Origin of the sequence: Singulisphaera photorubra, from assembly GCF_045290345.1 — a bacterium.
Lineage (GTDB): Bacteria > Planctomycetota > Planctomycetia > Isosphaerales > Isosphaeraceae > Singulisphaera.
In genome coordinates this window covers 9,237,090-9,254,997 of record NZ_CP155447.1, presented here as the reverse complement: position 1 = coordinate 9,254,997, position 17,908 = coordinate 9,237,090, and the positions used below count along the sequence as shown (strand labels likewise).

At 61.2% G+C, this 17,908-nt stretch carries 4 protein-coding genes; all 4 read right to left on the bottom strand.

All coding sequences use genetic code 11. The features are described 5' to 3' along the window. Positions 1 to 19: 19 nt before the first annotated feature. The gene (locus V5E97_RS34490; RefSeq protein WP_406696072.1) at positions 20 to 2,602 is read right to left on the bottom strand and encodes a DUF1549 domain-containing protein; all 2,583 of its coding nucleotides are present in this window, start codon (positions 2,600 to 2,602) and stop codon (positions 20 to 22) included. A gap of 100 nt (positions 2,603 to 2,702) precedes the next feature. Further along, positions 2,703 to 13,829, bottom strand: a complete 11,127-nt coding sequence (locus V5E97_RS34485; protein ID WP_406696071.1) for a S8 family serine peptidase — start codon at positions 13,827 to 13,829, stop codon at positions 2,703 to 2,705. Positions 13,830 to 14,696: 867 nt separating this feature from the next. Further along, the gene (locus V5E97_RS34480) at positions 14,697 to 15,359 is read right to left on the bottom strand and encodes an HAD family hydrolase (protein WP_406696070.1); all 663 of its coding nucleotides are present in this window, start codon (positions 15,357 to 15,359) and stop codon (positions 14,697 to 14,699) included. A 904-nt stretch (positions 15,360 to 16,263) separates the two neighbouring features. Continuing rightward, positions 16,264 to 17,373: a c-type cytochrome gene (locus V5E97_RS34475; protein WP_406696069.1), complete on the bottom strand. Its 1,110-nt coding sequence runs from the start codon at positions 17,371 to 17,373 to the stop codon at positions 16,264 to 16,266. Positions 17,374 to 17,908: the final 535 nt, after the last annotated feature.

Below are 17,908 nucleotides of genomic sequence, written 5' to 3'. Positions count from 1 at the left end.
CGCCACGGCCGGTTGCCGATCAATGTCTGAGAAGAAACTCTTTGCTATTCAAGACCGCCCAGCACGCGTCCTCCCATGCCTTGCGTTGATTCTTGGACGCATGCACATGAGCGATCACAGCGGAACGTTCGATCGCCGTTGGCTCGCGGCTGAGGGCGGCGAGATAGATTTCCGTGACTATCACGTCTTCCGAGACACCCGACTTCATGAGCTTGCCGATTCGATTGTCCTCGGCCTCGAGTGCGCGACGAACCGAGTCTCCGTTGATGAGCTGGAAAGCCTGGGCCAGCGTGGTGGCTTCAGATCGCTCGCACTCACAAGTGAGCAGTCGGTCGGGCTTACCGAATGCCTTGAGGAATTTTCCGCCCATTCGAGCGCCCGGTAACTGAACCGCGTTCATCCCAGCCGGGGTGTTCTCGAACCGCTCCCGGGTATCCAGGGCCTGGCCGATCGCGTCCAGGAGGACCTCGGCCGGGAGCAGGCGCACCAGCGAGTGGGCGAAGTTGGCCTCGTCGTCCTGATTGGTGGGGTTGGGCTTGGCGCTGAGCTGATACGTCTTTGATTTCATGATCAAGGCGACCAGAGGGCGAAGCCGGGTTCCTTTTGCGACAAACTCGGTGGTCAAGGCGTCGAGCAACGGCGGATTCGACGGAGGATTGGAGTCGCGAAAGTCATCCACGGGTTCGACGATGCCCCGGCCCATCAGGTGGAACCAGATCCGATTCGTCATGTTACGCGCGAATTGCGAATTGTCGCGGGTCAGCCATGTGGCCAGGTCATCCAGGGCATCCTGGTCATTCCCCAAGTTGGGCTTGGGCCCTCCAGGCGCCTTCGGTTCCATCATCATTCCGGTTCGTGGCTGAACCGTCGCCGGCTGGCCCGAGAGATAAATAAATTCGTCGCCGTTAATTTCATGCTTATCCAGCATGTCTCGGCGCTCGTTGTGGAGCTCCTTGCGCTGAACGTTGCCGAAATAAGCGGCCAGACCGAAGTAGTCGTCCTGAGTCCAGACGTCGAAGGGATGATTGTGACAGCGAGCGCATTGGAGTCGGACCCCAAGGAAGACTTGCCCCACGGTCTCGGCGGCCGTCATCGGATCGCGGTTCGTCCGGTAAAAACTGGCGGGAGGATTCGCATAGGTCGAGCCTTTGGCGGTCAGGATCCGCCTCGCGAATTCATCGAGTGGCAGGTCGCCGGCAAACTGGTCGCGAAGCCAACGCTGAAAGACCCAGACTCCTTTCTCCCCCATGGTCTTCTCTTCGTTGCGGAGCAGATCTGCCCACTTCAAGGCCCAGTAGTCCGCAAATTCAGGCAGTTCGAGAAGGCGATCAACCAGTCGGCCTCGCTTATCGGCCGCCTTGTCGGCTGCGAATGCCCGCGTTTCATCAGGGGTCGGGAGTCGACCGACTGCGTCGAGATAGGCCCGGCGCAAGAAGACAGAGTCGCCCGACGGCTCGGACGGATTGATTCGAAGTGATTTCAGTTTCTGAAATGCGTGAGTGTCGACGAGATTTTCAGACGGTACGTCGCGCCAGACGAAGTCGGGGCGATCGGCCAGGAAGGCGAGCCGGCTGATGCCCCGCCCCCCCAGGTAACGAACGGCGATGGTCGTTTCGACGGGCCGCCCGGCCTCGACATTGCCGTCGGCTGAGACCGTTACCGTGGTCGGATCGCTGATGTCGTAGGAGGCGAGACGAGTGACGTCGCGCCTCGTTCCATCGGAGAATTCAGCCGTCACGACCAGTTGTTGCCGCAACGCTCTGGGGGCGGAAATCCGCTCGGTGGGAAAGACGTCGAGTCGAGTCAATCGCGGAGCCGAGCGGAGATCGTCGCGCGCCCCTCCGGCGATCCAACCCAGCAACACGTGCTCCTCGGCCGACCCGGTGGGAAAGCGCTGGCCCCCTTCGTGGGAAATTCGCCCGGTGGGTTTTTGAACGATCAGACTTTTCGAAGGATCGACCAGGTCCGTCCGGCGTCCCAGGGTGTCGCGCGTGAGTGCGAGCCAGTCGGCCGCGGGGTCGTCGCCTCGAAGGCTCAGCCGGAAGCCCCCTTTTCCGTTCAGGTTGCCGTGGCACGCGCCCATGTTGCAGCCGGCCTTGGCGAGCAGGGCGACGACGTCGAGTCGATAGCTGACCGGCCGAACGACATCATACTTTGAGACGGAAAGTGTGATGTCGACTTGTTTCCCACCAGCGATGACACGCAGTCGCCCCGATCCGTCCGCGCGTGGTGTGACCACGCCCGAAGGGGCGGCGTTCGCGAGGCTGGCCGGTTCGATCTCGTATTCGGCCGAGTTGGTCAGGTCACGCGTCGTTCCATCGGCGAAGTAGCCGGTGACGGCGACTTGCTGTCGGGAGTTGGCGCCGCTCAGAAGGATCTGAGGCGGTTCGACACTGATCCGCGCAGGAAGCGATTCGGCCAAGCCCGTCTGAGCGATGCATTCAAGGAAGAGAAAGGAACCCAATACAACCTGGCGTGTGAGATTCAGACTTCGTCGAATCGAGATTGCCAAGGGAAAGACCCTCGCTGGGGGCGATCGAAGCGGAATCTCCGCCTGGCTAATGAGGGTGAACCGGCGGAGTTTGGGTGGGATGCACTTCACACACACTAATCCGACTTTCACCAGGTCGTCAAGCGCAAGGAACGGGCGGCCCGATTGGGGCCGCCCGTTCCTCGTTGTCAACTCGCACGTCGAACCAGGATCAACGATGGAAGCGTCGTGCGAACAAGCGAGCGGCCAACCGTCCCTTGGGCTTGGTGGGGGCCTTGGCCGGGGCCGGGGTCACGACCGAGTTGGTGGGCACGGGAGTGATCACCTGGCTGGTCGTCTGGGTTTGGGTTTGCACGGGGGGCGCCACCGAGGCTGCCTGGATTTGCGGAGTGTTCACCTTGAAGTTGTCGGCGAACCCGAGGCTCGGGGCCCCGTTCAGGCTCCTGACCGCCCCTTGCGGGATGGAGAGGTTGACGGTGCCGTTGAACTTATAGCCCCCTGTGAGGTTGAATCGCACCGTCTGTTCGTCGATCCAGGTCAGACTGGCGGCCTTGGCCGGAACGATGTTGTTCAGACCACTGCCGGAGATGACCAGGTCGTTGGGAGTGACCGAATTCCGATCGACGGGGCCGGAGAAGGCCACGGTGATGGCGCCCGGCCCTTGCGAGAAGGTCATGCCGTTTGCCTGGATCGCACCGCCGGGAGCCACCGAGGTGGTGACGATCCGGAACGCTCCACCCACCGGGATGCCACCGGTCCCTTGGAACTCGAAGGCTCCCACGTCGGACTTCGGCCCGACGCCCGCGAACCCCTTCCCAGCGACTTCGACCCGGTTTCGGAGCAGGAAGTCGGTCGGCGGAGCCACGTCGTCGTTGCCGGCGTCGATAGCCGCCGAGGCGTATGTCAGATTGAAGTTGGCATCGACGAAGAACGAGGCCGGGCCGTCGCCGCCCGGTCGCGGATCGCGAGGCGAGATGAACGCGGGGTCGCCCGCAAAGTTATTCTGGCTGGCGGCCGTCGGCACCGTACCGATCTTCGACTTATCGAAGCCGTTCCCGATGTTGAAACCGGAGTAACGAGCCTCGGTGGCCGAGTCGGATCCGTTGCCCGAGAACAGGTTGTTCCTCGCGACCAACTTGTTCGTCGCGGTGGCATAGATTCCCGCGCCGACACGTCCGGGCGACCGGTCGTGGTTCTGCCAGAAGATGTTGTTGTAGAGCTGAGCCATGACCGGCGAGTTCGACTGGACGTTCGCAAGCACGCCGAACGAGTTGAACGCGAAGGTGTTGTTGACGATGTTCGCGAGACCGTTCGACGGCAAGGAGGTGGTCCCCCCGATGTCGTTGATCAAGAGCCCGGTCGCGTTGCCGATGAACCCGTTGGTCACGATTCGAGGCGTGACGGCGAAGGCACCCGAGGTTTCGATCGCCACCCCGAAGCCGGAGGTGACGAAGTAGTTCCTCGTGACCAGGACGTTCGAGTTGTTCAGCCGCAGGCCGACCGAGTCGAGGTCGAGGAAGCCGAGGGCAGGGTCGCCCAGCAGCGGGCTGGCAATCGTGAACCCGGAGATTTCGGTATCGAGCCCCGGAACGCTGAAGAGGCCCACGGCAGTCACCGTGGTGTTCGTCGCCCCCGTGACGTTAAAGGATGGAGCACGGATGATCGTCGTCAGCGGGTTGCCACTGAAGAGATTGGTATTCGTGCTCGCCTGATCGGCAGAGACAAGCCGGACCAGCGACTTCAGCGTGACGTTCTCGGTGTAAACACCTGGCAGAACGGCCACGACATCTCCCTGGACGGCCGCCGCCATCCCGAGCGTGATGGTCGAATACGGATTCGATCGCGATCCCTGCGCGGCCGTGGGATCGGTGACGTAATTACCGGCCCCGACGAAGATCGAGTGCGAGGTCGTTTGGTTGAACACCACGTAGTTGTACGTGAGGTCCGCCCCCCCGAGGCCACTCGCCCCGCCGAGCGGGTTGCCGGCGATGTCGGTGATCGGCCCCGCACCCGTGCCCTTCAGGGTGACACGGTAGAGGTCGTTGGCAAGGGCTCCGCTGATCGTGAATGTGATCCGCTGGGCGCCTTCTCCCCCGGTCTTGAGCGGAGTCATCCCGATGGTCTGGTAGTCGATCGGAACAGCAATGTCGTCCGGGGTGTTGAAGAGCTGGTCGGGTCCAGCCGCAGTCACCAGGAGCGTGTTGACGTTGAGGCTCGCCGGGTTGATGTTCTTGTCGGTCGTGAACGAGAAGGCCACTTTCCCGCTCGAATCGGGCGTGAGCAGGGAGCCCACGTTCGGGCTGAACGAGGTGACCTTCGGGCCGTTCGTGTCGACAACGAATCCGGTGTACGACGGATTCGAGGTGTTCCCGCTGTTGACGACCCGAATCCGGGCGATCGAATAGCTCGTGTCGTCCTGGCTCAGATTCGCATTCAGGAACAAGTTGGCGGACGACCGGAGGATACCGTCGGGACCAACGGTATAGCTCGAGTCGGGGAGCCCCGACGTGTTGGTCACCAGCCCGGTGCTGGCCCCGTCGACTCCGATGCTCACGACGAAGTTGCCAAGTGCATCGGTGAGGGCCGTGCCGGCATTCATCCGATCGAAGACACCGTCTCCCTTGGTCGAGACGTCAAGGATGACCGTCTGACCCTGGATCGGGTTGATGGCCGGTTTCGTGACGGTGATCGATCCCGTGAAGCTCGGCAGATTGTTATAGGTAATGTAGTCGCGAACGTTGGTGTCGCTAGGTGTGGAGAGCACAAAGCTGTTCGGCGCGATCTGGGCCGACTCGGTGTTCACCGTGAAGTTCAGGAAGAAGTTGCCACTCGGGAAGCCGTCGCCCGAGGGCAAGGGGAGTTGAGGATTGTTCGGATCGTCGTTGAGCGTGTTCTCGCCGTCGAGCGCGGCCCCTTGGGGGTCACGGAGGACGTTGGTTCCACTGCCCAGGAGGAAGACCCGGTAGGCGTCGTCCTGGAGCACGACACCAATGTCAGCCAGGTGAATCGTCAGGACGCTCGTCGACGGATTGAACGAGAGTTTGCCCGAGAGGTCGATGAACGTGTCGGCCGAGCTGTTGCCGTTGCCGAAGATTCCGTCACCACCCGAGGCCTGGAGCAGCACCGACCGGTTCGTCACCGTGGTGGGATCGAGGTTGTTGTTGAGCTTGAAGTCGATCGTACGAGGTGCCGCGTTGCTTCCAGCCGCACCGCCCACGGTGTAGAAGTTTGAGGTCACGATCCCGCCGGGGGTGTTGGTCGTGGCCGTAACCGCAACAACTTTCGGCGGATTGAAAACGCGACGCTCGAACGCACCGATGTCCAACGAGGTGCTGGAGCCGAATCCGGTATCCGGGGTGTTCGGATCGTCAAGCCGTTGGAAGCCGAGGGCGTCAAGCACACCGCCGACCGGGGCGTAGTTATAGGTACTCGCGTTCGAGGCGGCACCCGAGACACCCGACGCGTCGGTCGTGAGGACGGGGACCCACTGGTCGAAGAACTTGCGGTCCTGGTACGACCGACCCGGCAGGAGCACGAGCTTTCGCGGATCCTGAACGCCCTGTCGGCCACCACTGGTATTACTGCGGCCCGGCGTCGCTGGGAACGTCAGCGAATTGGGGTCCGTTCGGATGCTGACGGATGTCGGCACGATGCCATTCGGCCCTTGGGCCGTGACCTGCGTGACGGTCGGGAAGATCGAGTCACCCCCCGGAAGAGGGCCGATTTCACTTCGTGACGCGTCAATGGCCGCGGAGTTGGGGCCAAGCTGGAAGTTGAGGGCTGCCGGGTCACGGAAATCCGGATCACCGACAACGGCTCCTGTGTTGCCGAGGAACCCGGAGCCACTGATCGCGAGATCGCCCCCGGTGTTCTGCCAGAACAGGTTGTATTGGGCCTGACTGCCGTACGCCAGCCCCTCGGAGACGATCGCCCTGGTCGTCGAGTTGGCGAAGATGTTGTTCATCGCCAACCAGTAGACATGGTTGTTCGGGGCTGTGCTCGCCGACCCGTATCCAATGGTGTGCAATCCCGTGGGATTGTTATAGAAGGTGTTGTTCAGCAGGATGATGCTTGTCGGACTGTTGGAACGTTGGGGATCGACGTTGTCGGAGTGGGCCTCCACGCCCACTGTGGAGTTGGAGATGGTGTTGCCATACATGAACAGGGTCACACCCTGGCTGCGCTGGGTGGTGACGGTGTCACGAATGGGGAAGAAGAACTGACCCGGGAACGGATTGTTCAGGCTCGAAACGTCTCGGATGATGGCATTGGCACTGTTGGCGTGGGCGAAGACGGCGGCCTCGGAGAAGAAGGCGAGGTTCGAGTTCGAGATCGTCATCGCCTGCGAGGAATTGAACTGGGTGATCGGGGTGAGGCCCAGCTTTTGGGAAGCGAAGTTCCCTTCCGTCGCGTTGGCGACGTCGATGATCCCACCTCCCTGGATTTCGATCCGGGTCATGTAGCGGATGTCGACGTTGTCGATCAGGTTGCCGTCACGCGGATCGAACAGGTTGTAGTCGGTCAGCGAGTTGCCGCCGAAGTAGATGTTGCCACCATCGCCCGGGGCAGGTGCCTTGAGGTTTCGGTTCGGATCACCAACAAACTTGTTGTAGATGTCGAACATGTTCACGCCACGCACCGACTTGCCGACGGTGCCGTCGCGGAGTGAAGTGAGGACCACGGGGACACGCTGTTGCCCCGTTGACTCATTGCCCGGGATACCGACGAAGCGAATCTGGCTTCCCGCCCCGGAATCGACCACTCCACCACTGAAGGGCGTGGGGGGGTCAACGCCGTCGTCGACGCCGACCACGAATCCTGCCCCGACATTCGTCCCCGAACTGTTGCCGGCGGCCACACCCACCGAGCCGAACGTGCCCAGCCCGGCGCTCCACGGAGCGAAGTCGCTCATCAATTTGACCAGGGCGGTCTCACCGGGGCGGCCGATCCTGGTGCCGTCCGCCAGCAGAGTGTCGGGCAGAGCACTCTGCACGGTGAGCGTGATGTGCGGTTTTCGCTGTTCAACGAACTGGTTCGGATCGGGGAGTGGCGCCTGATTGTTGAAGTTGAAGTTATCGTAGTCGCCGGCGAGGACGACGGAGCCACGGAGGACGTAGGTCAGGTCGGTGCTATCCCAGACCGAGTCGACGGTGAGGTTGGTGCCCCCCGATCCGAACGTCGTTTCAATGCGACGAATGGGCTGGTTGGGATTGGTCACGACCTGGAATACGTTGCTAGTGACCACGGCGAGGCCGTCGATATCGTTCCGCTGCATCACGTTGTCGCGGAAGTACGGATGGCCCGACAGCAAGGGCCGAATCGCATCACCGGCCATCAAGCCGTTGGGCTCGATCTGCATCGGCGTGTCGAGATTGTCGAAGAAGTCGTTGTTGGTCACCATCACGTGGGTGCCGAGTTCATCGACCGGCGTCCCATCCGGCGCGAATCCACCCCGAATTCGCAGCGGCGTATCACTGGTGATGAACGACAGCACCGACTGGTTCGGCACGCTGACCCCTGGGCCGTTGACCAGGCCGCCACCGTAGCGGAACTCGGCTCGGTTGACGACTCCGACCGAACCCGACTGATACGAGATGCTTCCCCACCGGGCCAAGACCGGCACGTTGTTCGGCGAGGGTTGATTGGCCCCATTGGAGTTGCCCGAGTCAATGGGCGGAACGATGATCGTGCTCTGCTGGGTGGACGCGTCGAAGTAAGAGGTCGACGCCACGTTGTCGTAGAGCGAGGTGAAGAGGACTTTGGCATCCTCATTCGAGCTGGGCTTGAAGCCGGGGGTGTTCGGGCTGACATTGTTGTCGGCATCGAACTGACTGATGTAAGTCCGGCTGCCGATATTCATGCTCGCCTCGTAGTTCACGACGGCGATGCCCGCACCTCGCTGCGACTTGATCAACATGCCCGGCTGGATGTAGAGCCGCGATCCGACGAACGCGGTCTGCCCACCGGTATCCTGGAGGAGTTGCTGCCCGACGAGGAGTTGCGAGACCAAGAGGTGCGGCAACGGATCGTCGAACGTGAAGTTGCGAGTACCCCCCAGCGACGCGGGATTGTCAGGGTAGAGAATGGCATCGGACTGCTGTGCCACACCCGAGGAATCGGCCCGGACAAGGATGCCGTTGAGGCTGTTCTGCGCGGTGGTGACGCGGCGGATCAGCGGGCCTCGTGCGATATCGTCCTCGCGGAACGAATCGAAGTCGGCCGAGATCGACGCGACAAGGTTCTGGCCGCCGCTTCCGATCGTTCCCGCAACACCGGTGAACGCGATGTTCGCGTTGGCCATGGTCGGCCGGCTGTTATACAACGAGACCGCGGAGGTCGGTTGCCCCTGGGTTTGCGGGACCGCACCGCCCGCATAGCGGATGTTGGCGAAATTGATGAACGACAAGGAGTCGTCGGCACCCGAACTTGCCTTGCCTCCGTTCAGACCTTTCAAGGATCCGTCGATCGGGAACTGAAGGTTGCGATTGTTGCTGAGGGTGTCGATGCTCCGGAAGATGATTCCACCCCAGTCGCCCGGGGCTGGCGTGGCCTTACCGAAGGCACCGTTGGTCTTACCCCCCACCGTCGCGTCGGCCCAGGAGGTGATGTTCACCCGGTCGTTCGGATTGGCACCACCGAGCAGTTGGAGCGAACTGCCCTGGTTCTGAATGTACAACGAGGCGTTCTGAAGTTTGAGCGCCGAGCCCGGGTTGAAGACCAGGCTCGTATTGAACGGCACCGAAGCACTGCCGTCATTGATCGTGGTGCTCGGGCCGGCCGGAGCCTGGAGCACGAACGTCTGCTGGATGACCTGTCCGGTAACCGGGTCGAGCGTGGGGGTGGCGGGCAATGCGACGACCACGACCGGGCCGCGAGTCGAAAGCTGTTCGGCCGCGTAGAGAGCCGATCGGGTGAAGCGGCCGTCTCCGTTGCGGTCGAAGTTCGAGTTGAAGTTGAAGAAGTTCGAGGAGTCGTTGGCACCCTTGTTCGGGTCGTGGGTAGGATTCGCCGGGACCGCGTCCGGATTGACCTCCGGGGCCAACGCCGCATAGGGCTTCGAGAGGCTTCCGTCCGGCGCCGTATTCGGATCGAGAGGATTCTCGGTCGCGTCGGGTCGGGCGTAGATGATATTCCCGTTGGGGACCACCACGAAGCTGGTTACGAAGGCACCACCGCCGACGCCATCGCCCGTGAGACCGCTCCGATACTGTCCGTTCGGGAGCAAGTCTTCGTAGCCACCCGTCGCCGTGGGCGTGCCGAGGAACTCGCCGTCGAACTGGTTGCCGTAGATGTCGAAGAGAGCGGTCGTCGGATCCGCGTTCGGAACGTAGACCCGGTAATGGTCGGCCGGGAGCGTCGTTCCCGCCGCGATCTTGAGAACCACGCGATCCGCATTATTGACGCCCGGCTGGTACGGAGCGCCCGTGACCTTGTCGAAAAAGCTCACCGTCGTGTTCGGCACGATCGAGAAGCCGGTCCCGGTGCTGCCGAGGCCGCCGACGGCGAAGGTGCCGTAGTCGCCGTCCGAAGTGCCCCCGAAATTATCGGCGGAAGCAATCAACTGGAACGCGGTGTTGTAGTTCTTCGAGAGGTCAACACTGAGCGGGTTGGCAAAATCGAGGACGAAGCCCGAGGGCGGAGCATTGGCCCGCGGCGTCTGGTTCAGCGCGGGGAGCTCGTAGTAGGAGCGAGGTCCGCCGACGACGTTGGAATTCCCGTCGATCGCCTGGAAGTTGGTCAGGAAGGTCGCCTGGTTCTGGACCGTCAGCACAAGCTGGAAGTCGATCGAACCGGTCGCGTTGGTGTTGTCGAGCGCGTTGCCCGCGGCGTCCTTCAGACCGCTGTAGTTCTTGCCGCCAGATGTCCCGGCCGTGTGGGCAACGAAGGCATAGCGCCCGGCGGGCAGTCCGGCATTGAACGTCAGGTCGACTCGACCCGCAAACGGATCGGCCGGTGAGGTGCGGGAGGGAGGATCGAGGAAGTTGAGTCCGGTGGCCACGAACACGGCGGTGGCGATGAACCCGCTCGCATCGAATCCGGTGTCGAGGTTGATCAGCGAGTAGTTGCTGATGTTATTCGCGGAAGTCGGGTCGAGGGCGGGGGTCAGGATCTGCTGCGGGGTTGCCAGCGAGCCACTGTTCGGGACCGGATTATCGATGATGTGGAGCGAGAGAGTCGAGAGATTTGCCAGGTTGGATCCGACCAGAGGGATCGGATTGCTTCCCGGCGTCAAGCTCGCCGCGATCACCGTGGGGCCGGTGCGATCGAGCCGGAATGCGGACGAGTACTGGGAAGAAAGGCCAGGGAGCGGCGGCACATCGGGCTGTCCGATGACGACCACCCGAACAGAGTTGTAGCCTTCGGGCAAGAACGGAGCATTGATAATAAACGTGCCGTTGGCGTCGGTCGTCGCCAAGACATCGAACGTGCCCACGAAGCCGCGACCACCACCACCGGGCGCCAAGTTAAACGACCCGCCGTGCAGGCTGTTGAACTGGACCAGCACCTGGAGTCCGGCTACCGTACCGGGGAAGCTGGCTCCCACCTGGCCGATAAACACGGGCTGATTTGCATTCGTGATCCCGTCGCCCTTGATTCCCGTGTCGGAGGCGTCCGTCAACTGCAAAGAGGTGACGACCGGAGCCAGAAGACCTCGGAATCCAAGGAACTGCGTGAAACGGTCGTTGACGGTCGAATTGCCGTTTCCTGAGGGGAAAATGCCATTGAACGAGCCGTCGAGGAAGTTGCCGGCAATGTCCGTGATGCCCGGGCCGCCATTTTCCCCCGCAAGGACCACGAGGGCATATTGATCAGAAGGAAACTGCGACTGGTCGAGGGCGCTATAGTCGAGCGTCGCAGTGTTGGTCGCTGCGTTGTAGGTAATTTTGAGGCGGGGATCATTGCTCAGGTTGACGTTGCTCGGCTTGCCGAAGCTTCCAGCCGACCCGGCGCGAATCAGCTGGAAATTCGTCGGGTTGATCGTCGAGGGGCGGATCGCTTCGCTGAACTGGACCGTAATGATCCGCCCGTTGATGGTGGTATTCGTGACGGTCGGGGACACCGTATCGTTCAAGCTGAACGAAATCGGGTCGGAGGCGACGAGCGGTTGACCCGTTGTGGAAACGACCCCACCCTGCACCCGGTAGGTGTAATTGCCGTTGGCGACCACCCCATTGGGAGTGTTGATGGTGATCGGGAACGCCACCATCGTCGGATTCTGCGGGTTGTCCAACGCAATCGGGTTTCCGGCGGCCGCGACCGACACACCGGGAGGGAGATTGGTGAAGACGAGATTCGACGCGCTGACGGTGTTGATGTTCACCGAGCTATTGAAGGTGACGATGATCTGGCGCGGAGCCAGGTTGATCGGCTGACCGTTGGCCGGAGTCGTCGAGAGAACCTGCAAGCCACCGATGAGGCTCACCGCTCTCACGGCATCGACGAGGCCGAAGCCGCCTTGAACGTTCCAGGTACCCGCCGACTGCCCGTTGAGGGGAGAGGCCGAGGCGACCAACGCGTTGCGAATATCGGTCGGGGTCGCTCCCGGAGCCTTCTGCTTCATGAGCGCGGCAATGGCGGCCGCGTTCGGAGCCGCGGCGGACGTTCCGAAGAAGCTGGGGAGGTTCTGAGAGAGGTTCGTCGGAGTGGAGGGCTGTCCCGCGAAGGGAGGATTGGTGGTGCTGATCACACTGCCGAAGAACGAGGTGTTGCCGCCGTCAGGGGCCGAGATGTCAGGCTTCTGACGGAGTTGAGGCTGAACGAGTGGATTGCCCAGGGAATTGAACTTGATCAGGGCGGGACCGAATGAGCTGAACGGTTCCGAGCGCACGGGATTGGGCGCGGGCGTATTCGTGGAATTCGTCCCCCACCAGGGGATCGCCCCGACGCCGATGGCACTCGCCGAGGTGGGATGGCCAAACGTCGTGGGATAGTACGTGCCACCGGCACTTCCGAACTGCTGGGAGACCGAGCTGATTGCGGAACCCCAGTCAACGAACTGGACGTGTCCCGGATCGGCCCCGGAGTTCACCCGGATGGCAACGAAGTAAGTCGTATTCGCCTGCGCTCCCGCCAGCGAAAGGAACTCGAAGGGAGTCTGGGTCGCGACGTTGTTGGTATTGCCGGAGGAGATCACCGCTCCGGTCGAATCGAGGAGGAAAATATCAACATCCGACGTGACGCCGGCGGTCGTGTACCAGGGCTGGTCGAACTGGAATCCCAGCCCGGCGCCGCCGCCGACCGAGGCCCCCGTGGTGACCGGCAACAAGACTGCCGTGCCTCCACTCGGGTTGAAGTTCATGTATCGACCCGAGGGAAGCGAGCCGGGAGTCGCCGTCACCCCTCGGAATTGCGAGAGATATCCCTTCGACGCGCTGTTGCCAGCGGCACTGAAGTACGAGACCCCATTGTCCCGAGTCACGTCAATCACGGCCTGCGAAATCAGGCCGTCCTGAAACATCGGCTCCATCAGATAACCGACGTCATCGACGATCACCTTCGCGTTGGCCTGATTCGCAAGATTGCGAATATTGTCAGCAAACCCGACTTGGCCGCTAAACGCGGTCGCGAAGGCGAGCGAAGCCCCGGGAGCGATGTCGTAAATGTGCTCGAGCATCGCGCGACCTTCGTCGCTGTCACCGGCGCTTCCGTCTTGAAGCACGTTGACGTTATTGGGCAAATCGCCGGTCGCAATCGAGGCGGCCAAGCCATTGCCCAGTCTGCTGACGCTGTCGGAGAGCACGCCAACGGTCACGCCCGCGCCATTTACGCCGAACTGTTGACGAGCGAGATCGCCCTTCAGAGTGGCGTCCGCTTGGTTGTTGGCCACCCCCATGAAGCTTGTCTTCGGCCGGTAAATGGGGCTGACACCGACCGTCTGAGTCGACGTGGAGACCGTCAGCAAGGCCGAGATCGGAAGCAAACCTTCGACGATCGACCGCGTCGAGTCGGTCGCCGTGACCTGCATCCCGACGTTCTGCAAGGTTGTGACGAAGTTATTGAAGTTGCCCGTACCTTTGATGTCGACCCCGACAGAATTGCCGGTGATCATGATCCCAGGATAGGCAGCGGCTACCTGGCCGCCATTTCCGCCCGCGTTCTGGAAGCTCTGGTAGACCTTGATCAAGTCGGCCCCGGCATTCGCCAAAGGACCGTTTTTCACGTCAGAGACATTGCTCGACGACGACTGCCAGGCGATCGGTCCAACCGGCGTCGAGGCGTCGAGCATCGTCCGCTGCTCGAGATGCTCGAACCTGAGGAGGTCCCGGAACCGTTGTCCAACGGAACCACGACGCCGATCGGGCCCCTGATTTCGCTTGTTAGCCTTGAAGCTCCCCATCGACAGACTCCCCGGTAAGCTTCGGAGTTCCTCGTCATGACCATATGACTCCCTACGAATTCGGGACGCCAAGGTTCGACTCAGGAGACTCCAATTTGGTTCAAGGTGATCCCGCTTGTTTCTTTATCTGAACCGCCTCGCAGGCTAACCCACGTTCAGCGGCTCGCTTCGACCCTACCGCGACCGTCCAGCCCATTCGACCTCATCCAGCCGTCTCCTTCCGCCTCCCCCCACTCACGCCTCGCTTGGGAATCCAAGGACGTAAGCAGATCAGGAAGTGGCTCGGCCAGTTCAGGTCCCTCTCGGGGGGACGCGTCGAAAACTTTTGTCTCTTGCAGCCTCAGCACGAATGAAGAACGTGAGGACGATCAGTGCTCGATTGGGTGATTGACTACATGCACGCAGTCATTCTTCCCTATAACGAAACGGGCCGTCAAGGGCGATTTTTGGGAATTCGTGGGAGGTGTGGATTCGGAGGGGTCGGACAAGCGAATTTTGCAATCCACGTGCTGTGTGGATCGCGGATCAGTTGGAGTGTGGCCCGGAGAATGAGGTAAGTCAAACGCGTGGCGTGAATGGCTGCGGAATTCTCAAATGTGTGGTTGTAATCCGAGAAGGGAGATCGGGATTGTGCCGGCAAATCACTTGATTTCAAGGCGATGGGGGGGGCGGGGCCGTACGACGATTCGGGGTCGATACTTTTGAAAATCAGGACCGGGCTCATCATGGATCGCCAGTTCCCACAAGATCGACCTGGCCAATTCTGGCCAGGCGGACCTCATGGGGCCGTTGGAGGCTGAACGTCCTGGCCAACCCTGGGCTGCACAATCGTCATCGAGGTCAGAACCATCCGGAGCGTGGCCTTCCTCAAACGGGCCTGTTCTCGAGCAATGGGGAGACGTCAACGCCCGCTGCCACGAGGTCGCTCAAAAGTTTAGGGAATTCCGTGAAATGAAGGGCGGAGAGTCCAGCCGCCTTGGCTCCCTCGACGTTCTCGGCGAGGTCGTCGATGAACAGGCAGGATGCCGGCACCTCACCGGCTACTTTCGCACAAGCGTGATAGAACTCTGCAGAGGGCTTGAGATGGCCAATCTCATGGGAGAGGACCAGGTGGTCGAAATGGGCCAGAGTCTGGGCAAATTGACTTTGGAACCGCGCGGCATGGAGCGCGTTTGTGTTCGATCCAAGAACGAGTCGGTAACCCTGTTGTTTGAGGAATTCCACGAGTTGCGCCATCGGCTCGTTCAGCCAGAAGATGTCGGACCAGGCGGCCGCGAATTCTTGGTGCGGTAATTCGAGACCGACGAGCTTGCAGAACCTCTCTGAGAACCGCTCCGGCGTGATTGCGCCGCTCTCGTATTCTTGGAGGATTGCAACGAAGTTCCGGCTCCGTGCCAATTCGAGCAGGGCCTCACCTGAGAGCCCCAACGGACGCCCGAGTACGTCGCACGCCTTTCGATAGTCGAAGTATGCGACCACGTTGCCAAAGTCAAAGATGAGAACCGGACGTGGCTTCCTGAGTTGGGTCATTGTGAATGCCTTTGTGTCAGCCTTCGTGATTCTCAATTCGCGAGATCTGTCGCGCCAGATCACCATCGAGAAAGGAGTCGACATTTTCAAACGAGACGACCCTCGAGTCTCGAACGGGTTTCGCCTCGGCTCCGAGCCAATCGCCCATTGCGAACGCCTCGCTCCGCTTTGGTAAACGTCGGGAAATCGGTGTGCCAGGCCATCGAGAACCGCTCGGGGCTCGAAGTGAGACAACCCCTGCTCCCGCTCCTCAGGGAACGGCTCGCGTGGATTTTTATCAACATCGCGAAACTGGTACTTACCTCGAACTAGATTTTCAGTAGGAGCCGTGCTGTTCGGATGCAAAGGATTACTGCTATGCACACTAATGAGATTGCCGAGGCTTTGCTATGCGCCGGATTCGCAATCCCCGATATGCCCCTGAGTTCCTGGAACGAAGACTGAGTCCATCAGGACTGCCAGGCACTTCGCCGCCGGCTGAGGTCGGGTCGGTTGGAGCATTGTCCTCCCCACCCTTAGTCGATCATTCTGCGACTACTGCGGCCGCTCCTGGCGATCCGCCCCCGATCGATCCGGTACCGCCTCCCGATCCGAGTGGCCCCGCGGTAGGCGCTGACCCTGGCGATCCGGTCCCTCCTGAACTGGACGATCCCGCGGTAGGACCTGACCCTGGCGACCCGGAGCCTCCTGAACTGGTCGATCCCGCGGTAGGCGCTGGCCCCGGCGATCCGCCCCCGATCGATCCGGTACCGCCTCCCGATCCGAGTGGTCCCGCCTAGTACTCCACTCCCGACGCCCGACAATCGGTTCCTGCCTCGAGCAAACTCGTCCCATTTCTGTGTCGGGAACGAATCGAATGGAATCGGCATCCGGTTCAGGGGGTTCGCTTCAGTTTCCCCTGATTTCAGGGCTCCAAGGGAGTTGGATTCAGCGGAGCCGGCGCACGCAGAAACGCGAGGATGTCGCGAGTCGCTTGCTCGCCGATTGCTCCAACAAGTCCCACTGGCATGATCGAGGTCCCGCTCGGTCGGAGCTCTTCAATCTCCGATCGCGGGATCTCCGTCATTTTTGCGTCGCTGTCGCTGACTCGAATCTTCTCGGCCCCCTCAGCGCGGATGATGCCAGCGATGACCCGGCCATCCTTGAGTGCCACCGCATAGGCGTTGAAGTCGGGATGGATCGCCGCGCTCGGCTCGGCGATGTCGCGGTAAAGCTCGTCGAGGCCACGATTGTTCAGATTGCTAAGATCAGGTCCGACACTTCCCCCCTTTCCTCTCAACCTGTGGCATCCCGAGCATTTCGCCCGATCACCATGAAAGAGAGCCTCTCCTCGAGCTCGATCCCCCCCAGAAAGCTGAAACGGGGGCGGTGTCCGGTCAGGCTGGGACGGGGGGGTTGGGGGAACCCATGGCAAGATCAGGCGATCACGCGACAAGGCACGATCTTTTTTATCGTGATCCGTTCGGTAGGTCGCCTGGAATGAAAATGGCCGTTCCCTGCGTTCAGGCCGGACTGTCATGAAGAGAGCATTCGGATCTCCCGTCGACTCCACCACGAACTCAGCCTGAGTCTTGTCCTGCGAACTTGGGTTTTCGCCATTGAGCGAAACCTCCATCGGCTCGTTGCACACCAGCCTGAGAACGACGCGTCCCTTGGGTAGCACCACCAGGCTCTCAAGAGTCGCTCGACCAGCCTGCTTCAGCAACGCAAATCCACGATCATGTTCTCGTGAATCGACAGTCATGCGCTGACTTGTTTGAGGATCGAAGTCTGGCCACCACCCTTCCCAGGCGTTTTCAGCCTCAACGTCTCCGGTGGCCAAGGTCACTGAGACGCCACTCAGATCGTAGGCGATCATCTCGCCCCGAGTCGGTTGAAGACCTGGCGACGAACGCTCTCCTGGCGGTTTTGAGGCCCCGGTCTCGAGGAGATAGACCGCGTCTCGAGGGTGCGGGTCGGTCGTGAGGATCAGCGTCCTCCGTTCCGAGTCGACCGTCGCGGCCGCAACTTTCAACGTTCCAATCGGAGGCGAAAAGAGGGGCGAGCCCTGCCTCCGCCATTCTTCAAGATTTCGGTGATGGAGATCGAAGTGGATCGATTTTCCAACGAAGTTCGTACCGAGTGTCAAGTCGATTGGGCGGTCGAAAGCAATTCGAGCTTCCATGGGGCCAGATGGCCAGGCGATCACAACTTTGGGAGCCTCCTTCGAGTCGGCCCGCGCTCGACTTGTCCCCAGAAGCAGCACGAGCACGCCCGTCAGGATCGCGGAGCGAGTCAATCGCGGTCGTCGTAACATGCAATTAGCTATAGGTTTAAGACAGTAAGCGTGGGTGTGCGCACCGGAGGCCGATCCCCCAGGGTTGGGGCCTGATTGTACTGGCATGTCGAAGTCTAGGGCAAGCAGACCGTGAAACTTGGATCGATCAAAATTCAAGGGGAAATCGACCGCCTTTTTCGGAAGAAAAGGTCAAGACCAGCGCAATACCTATAACCCTTTCAAACGGCTCAAGCGGACCCATGTGATGGGCCGATCGAAAGTCTGTCGCGAC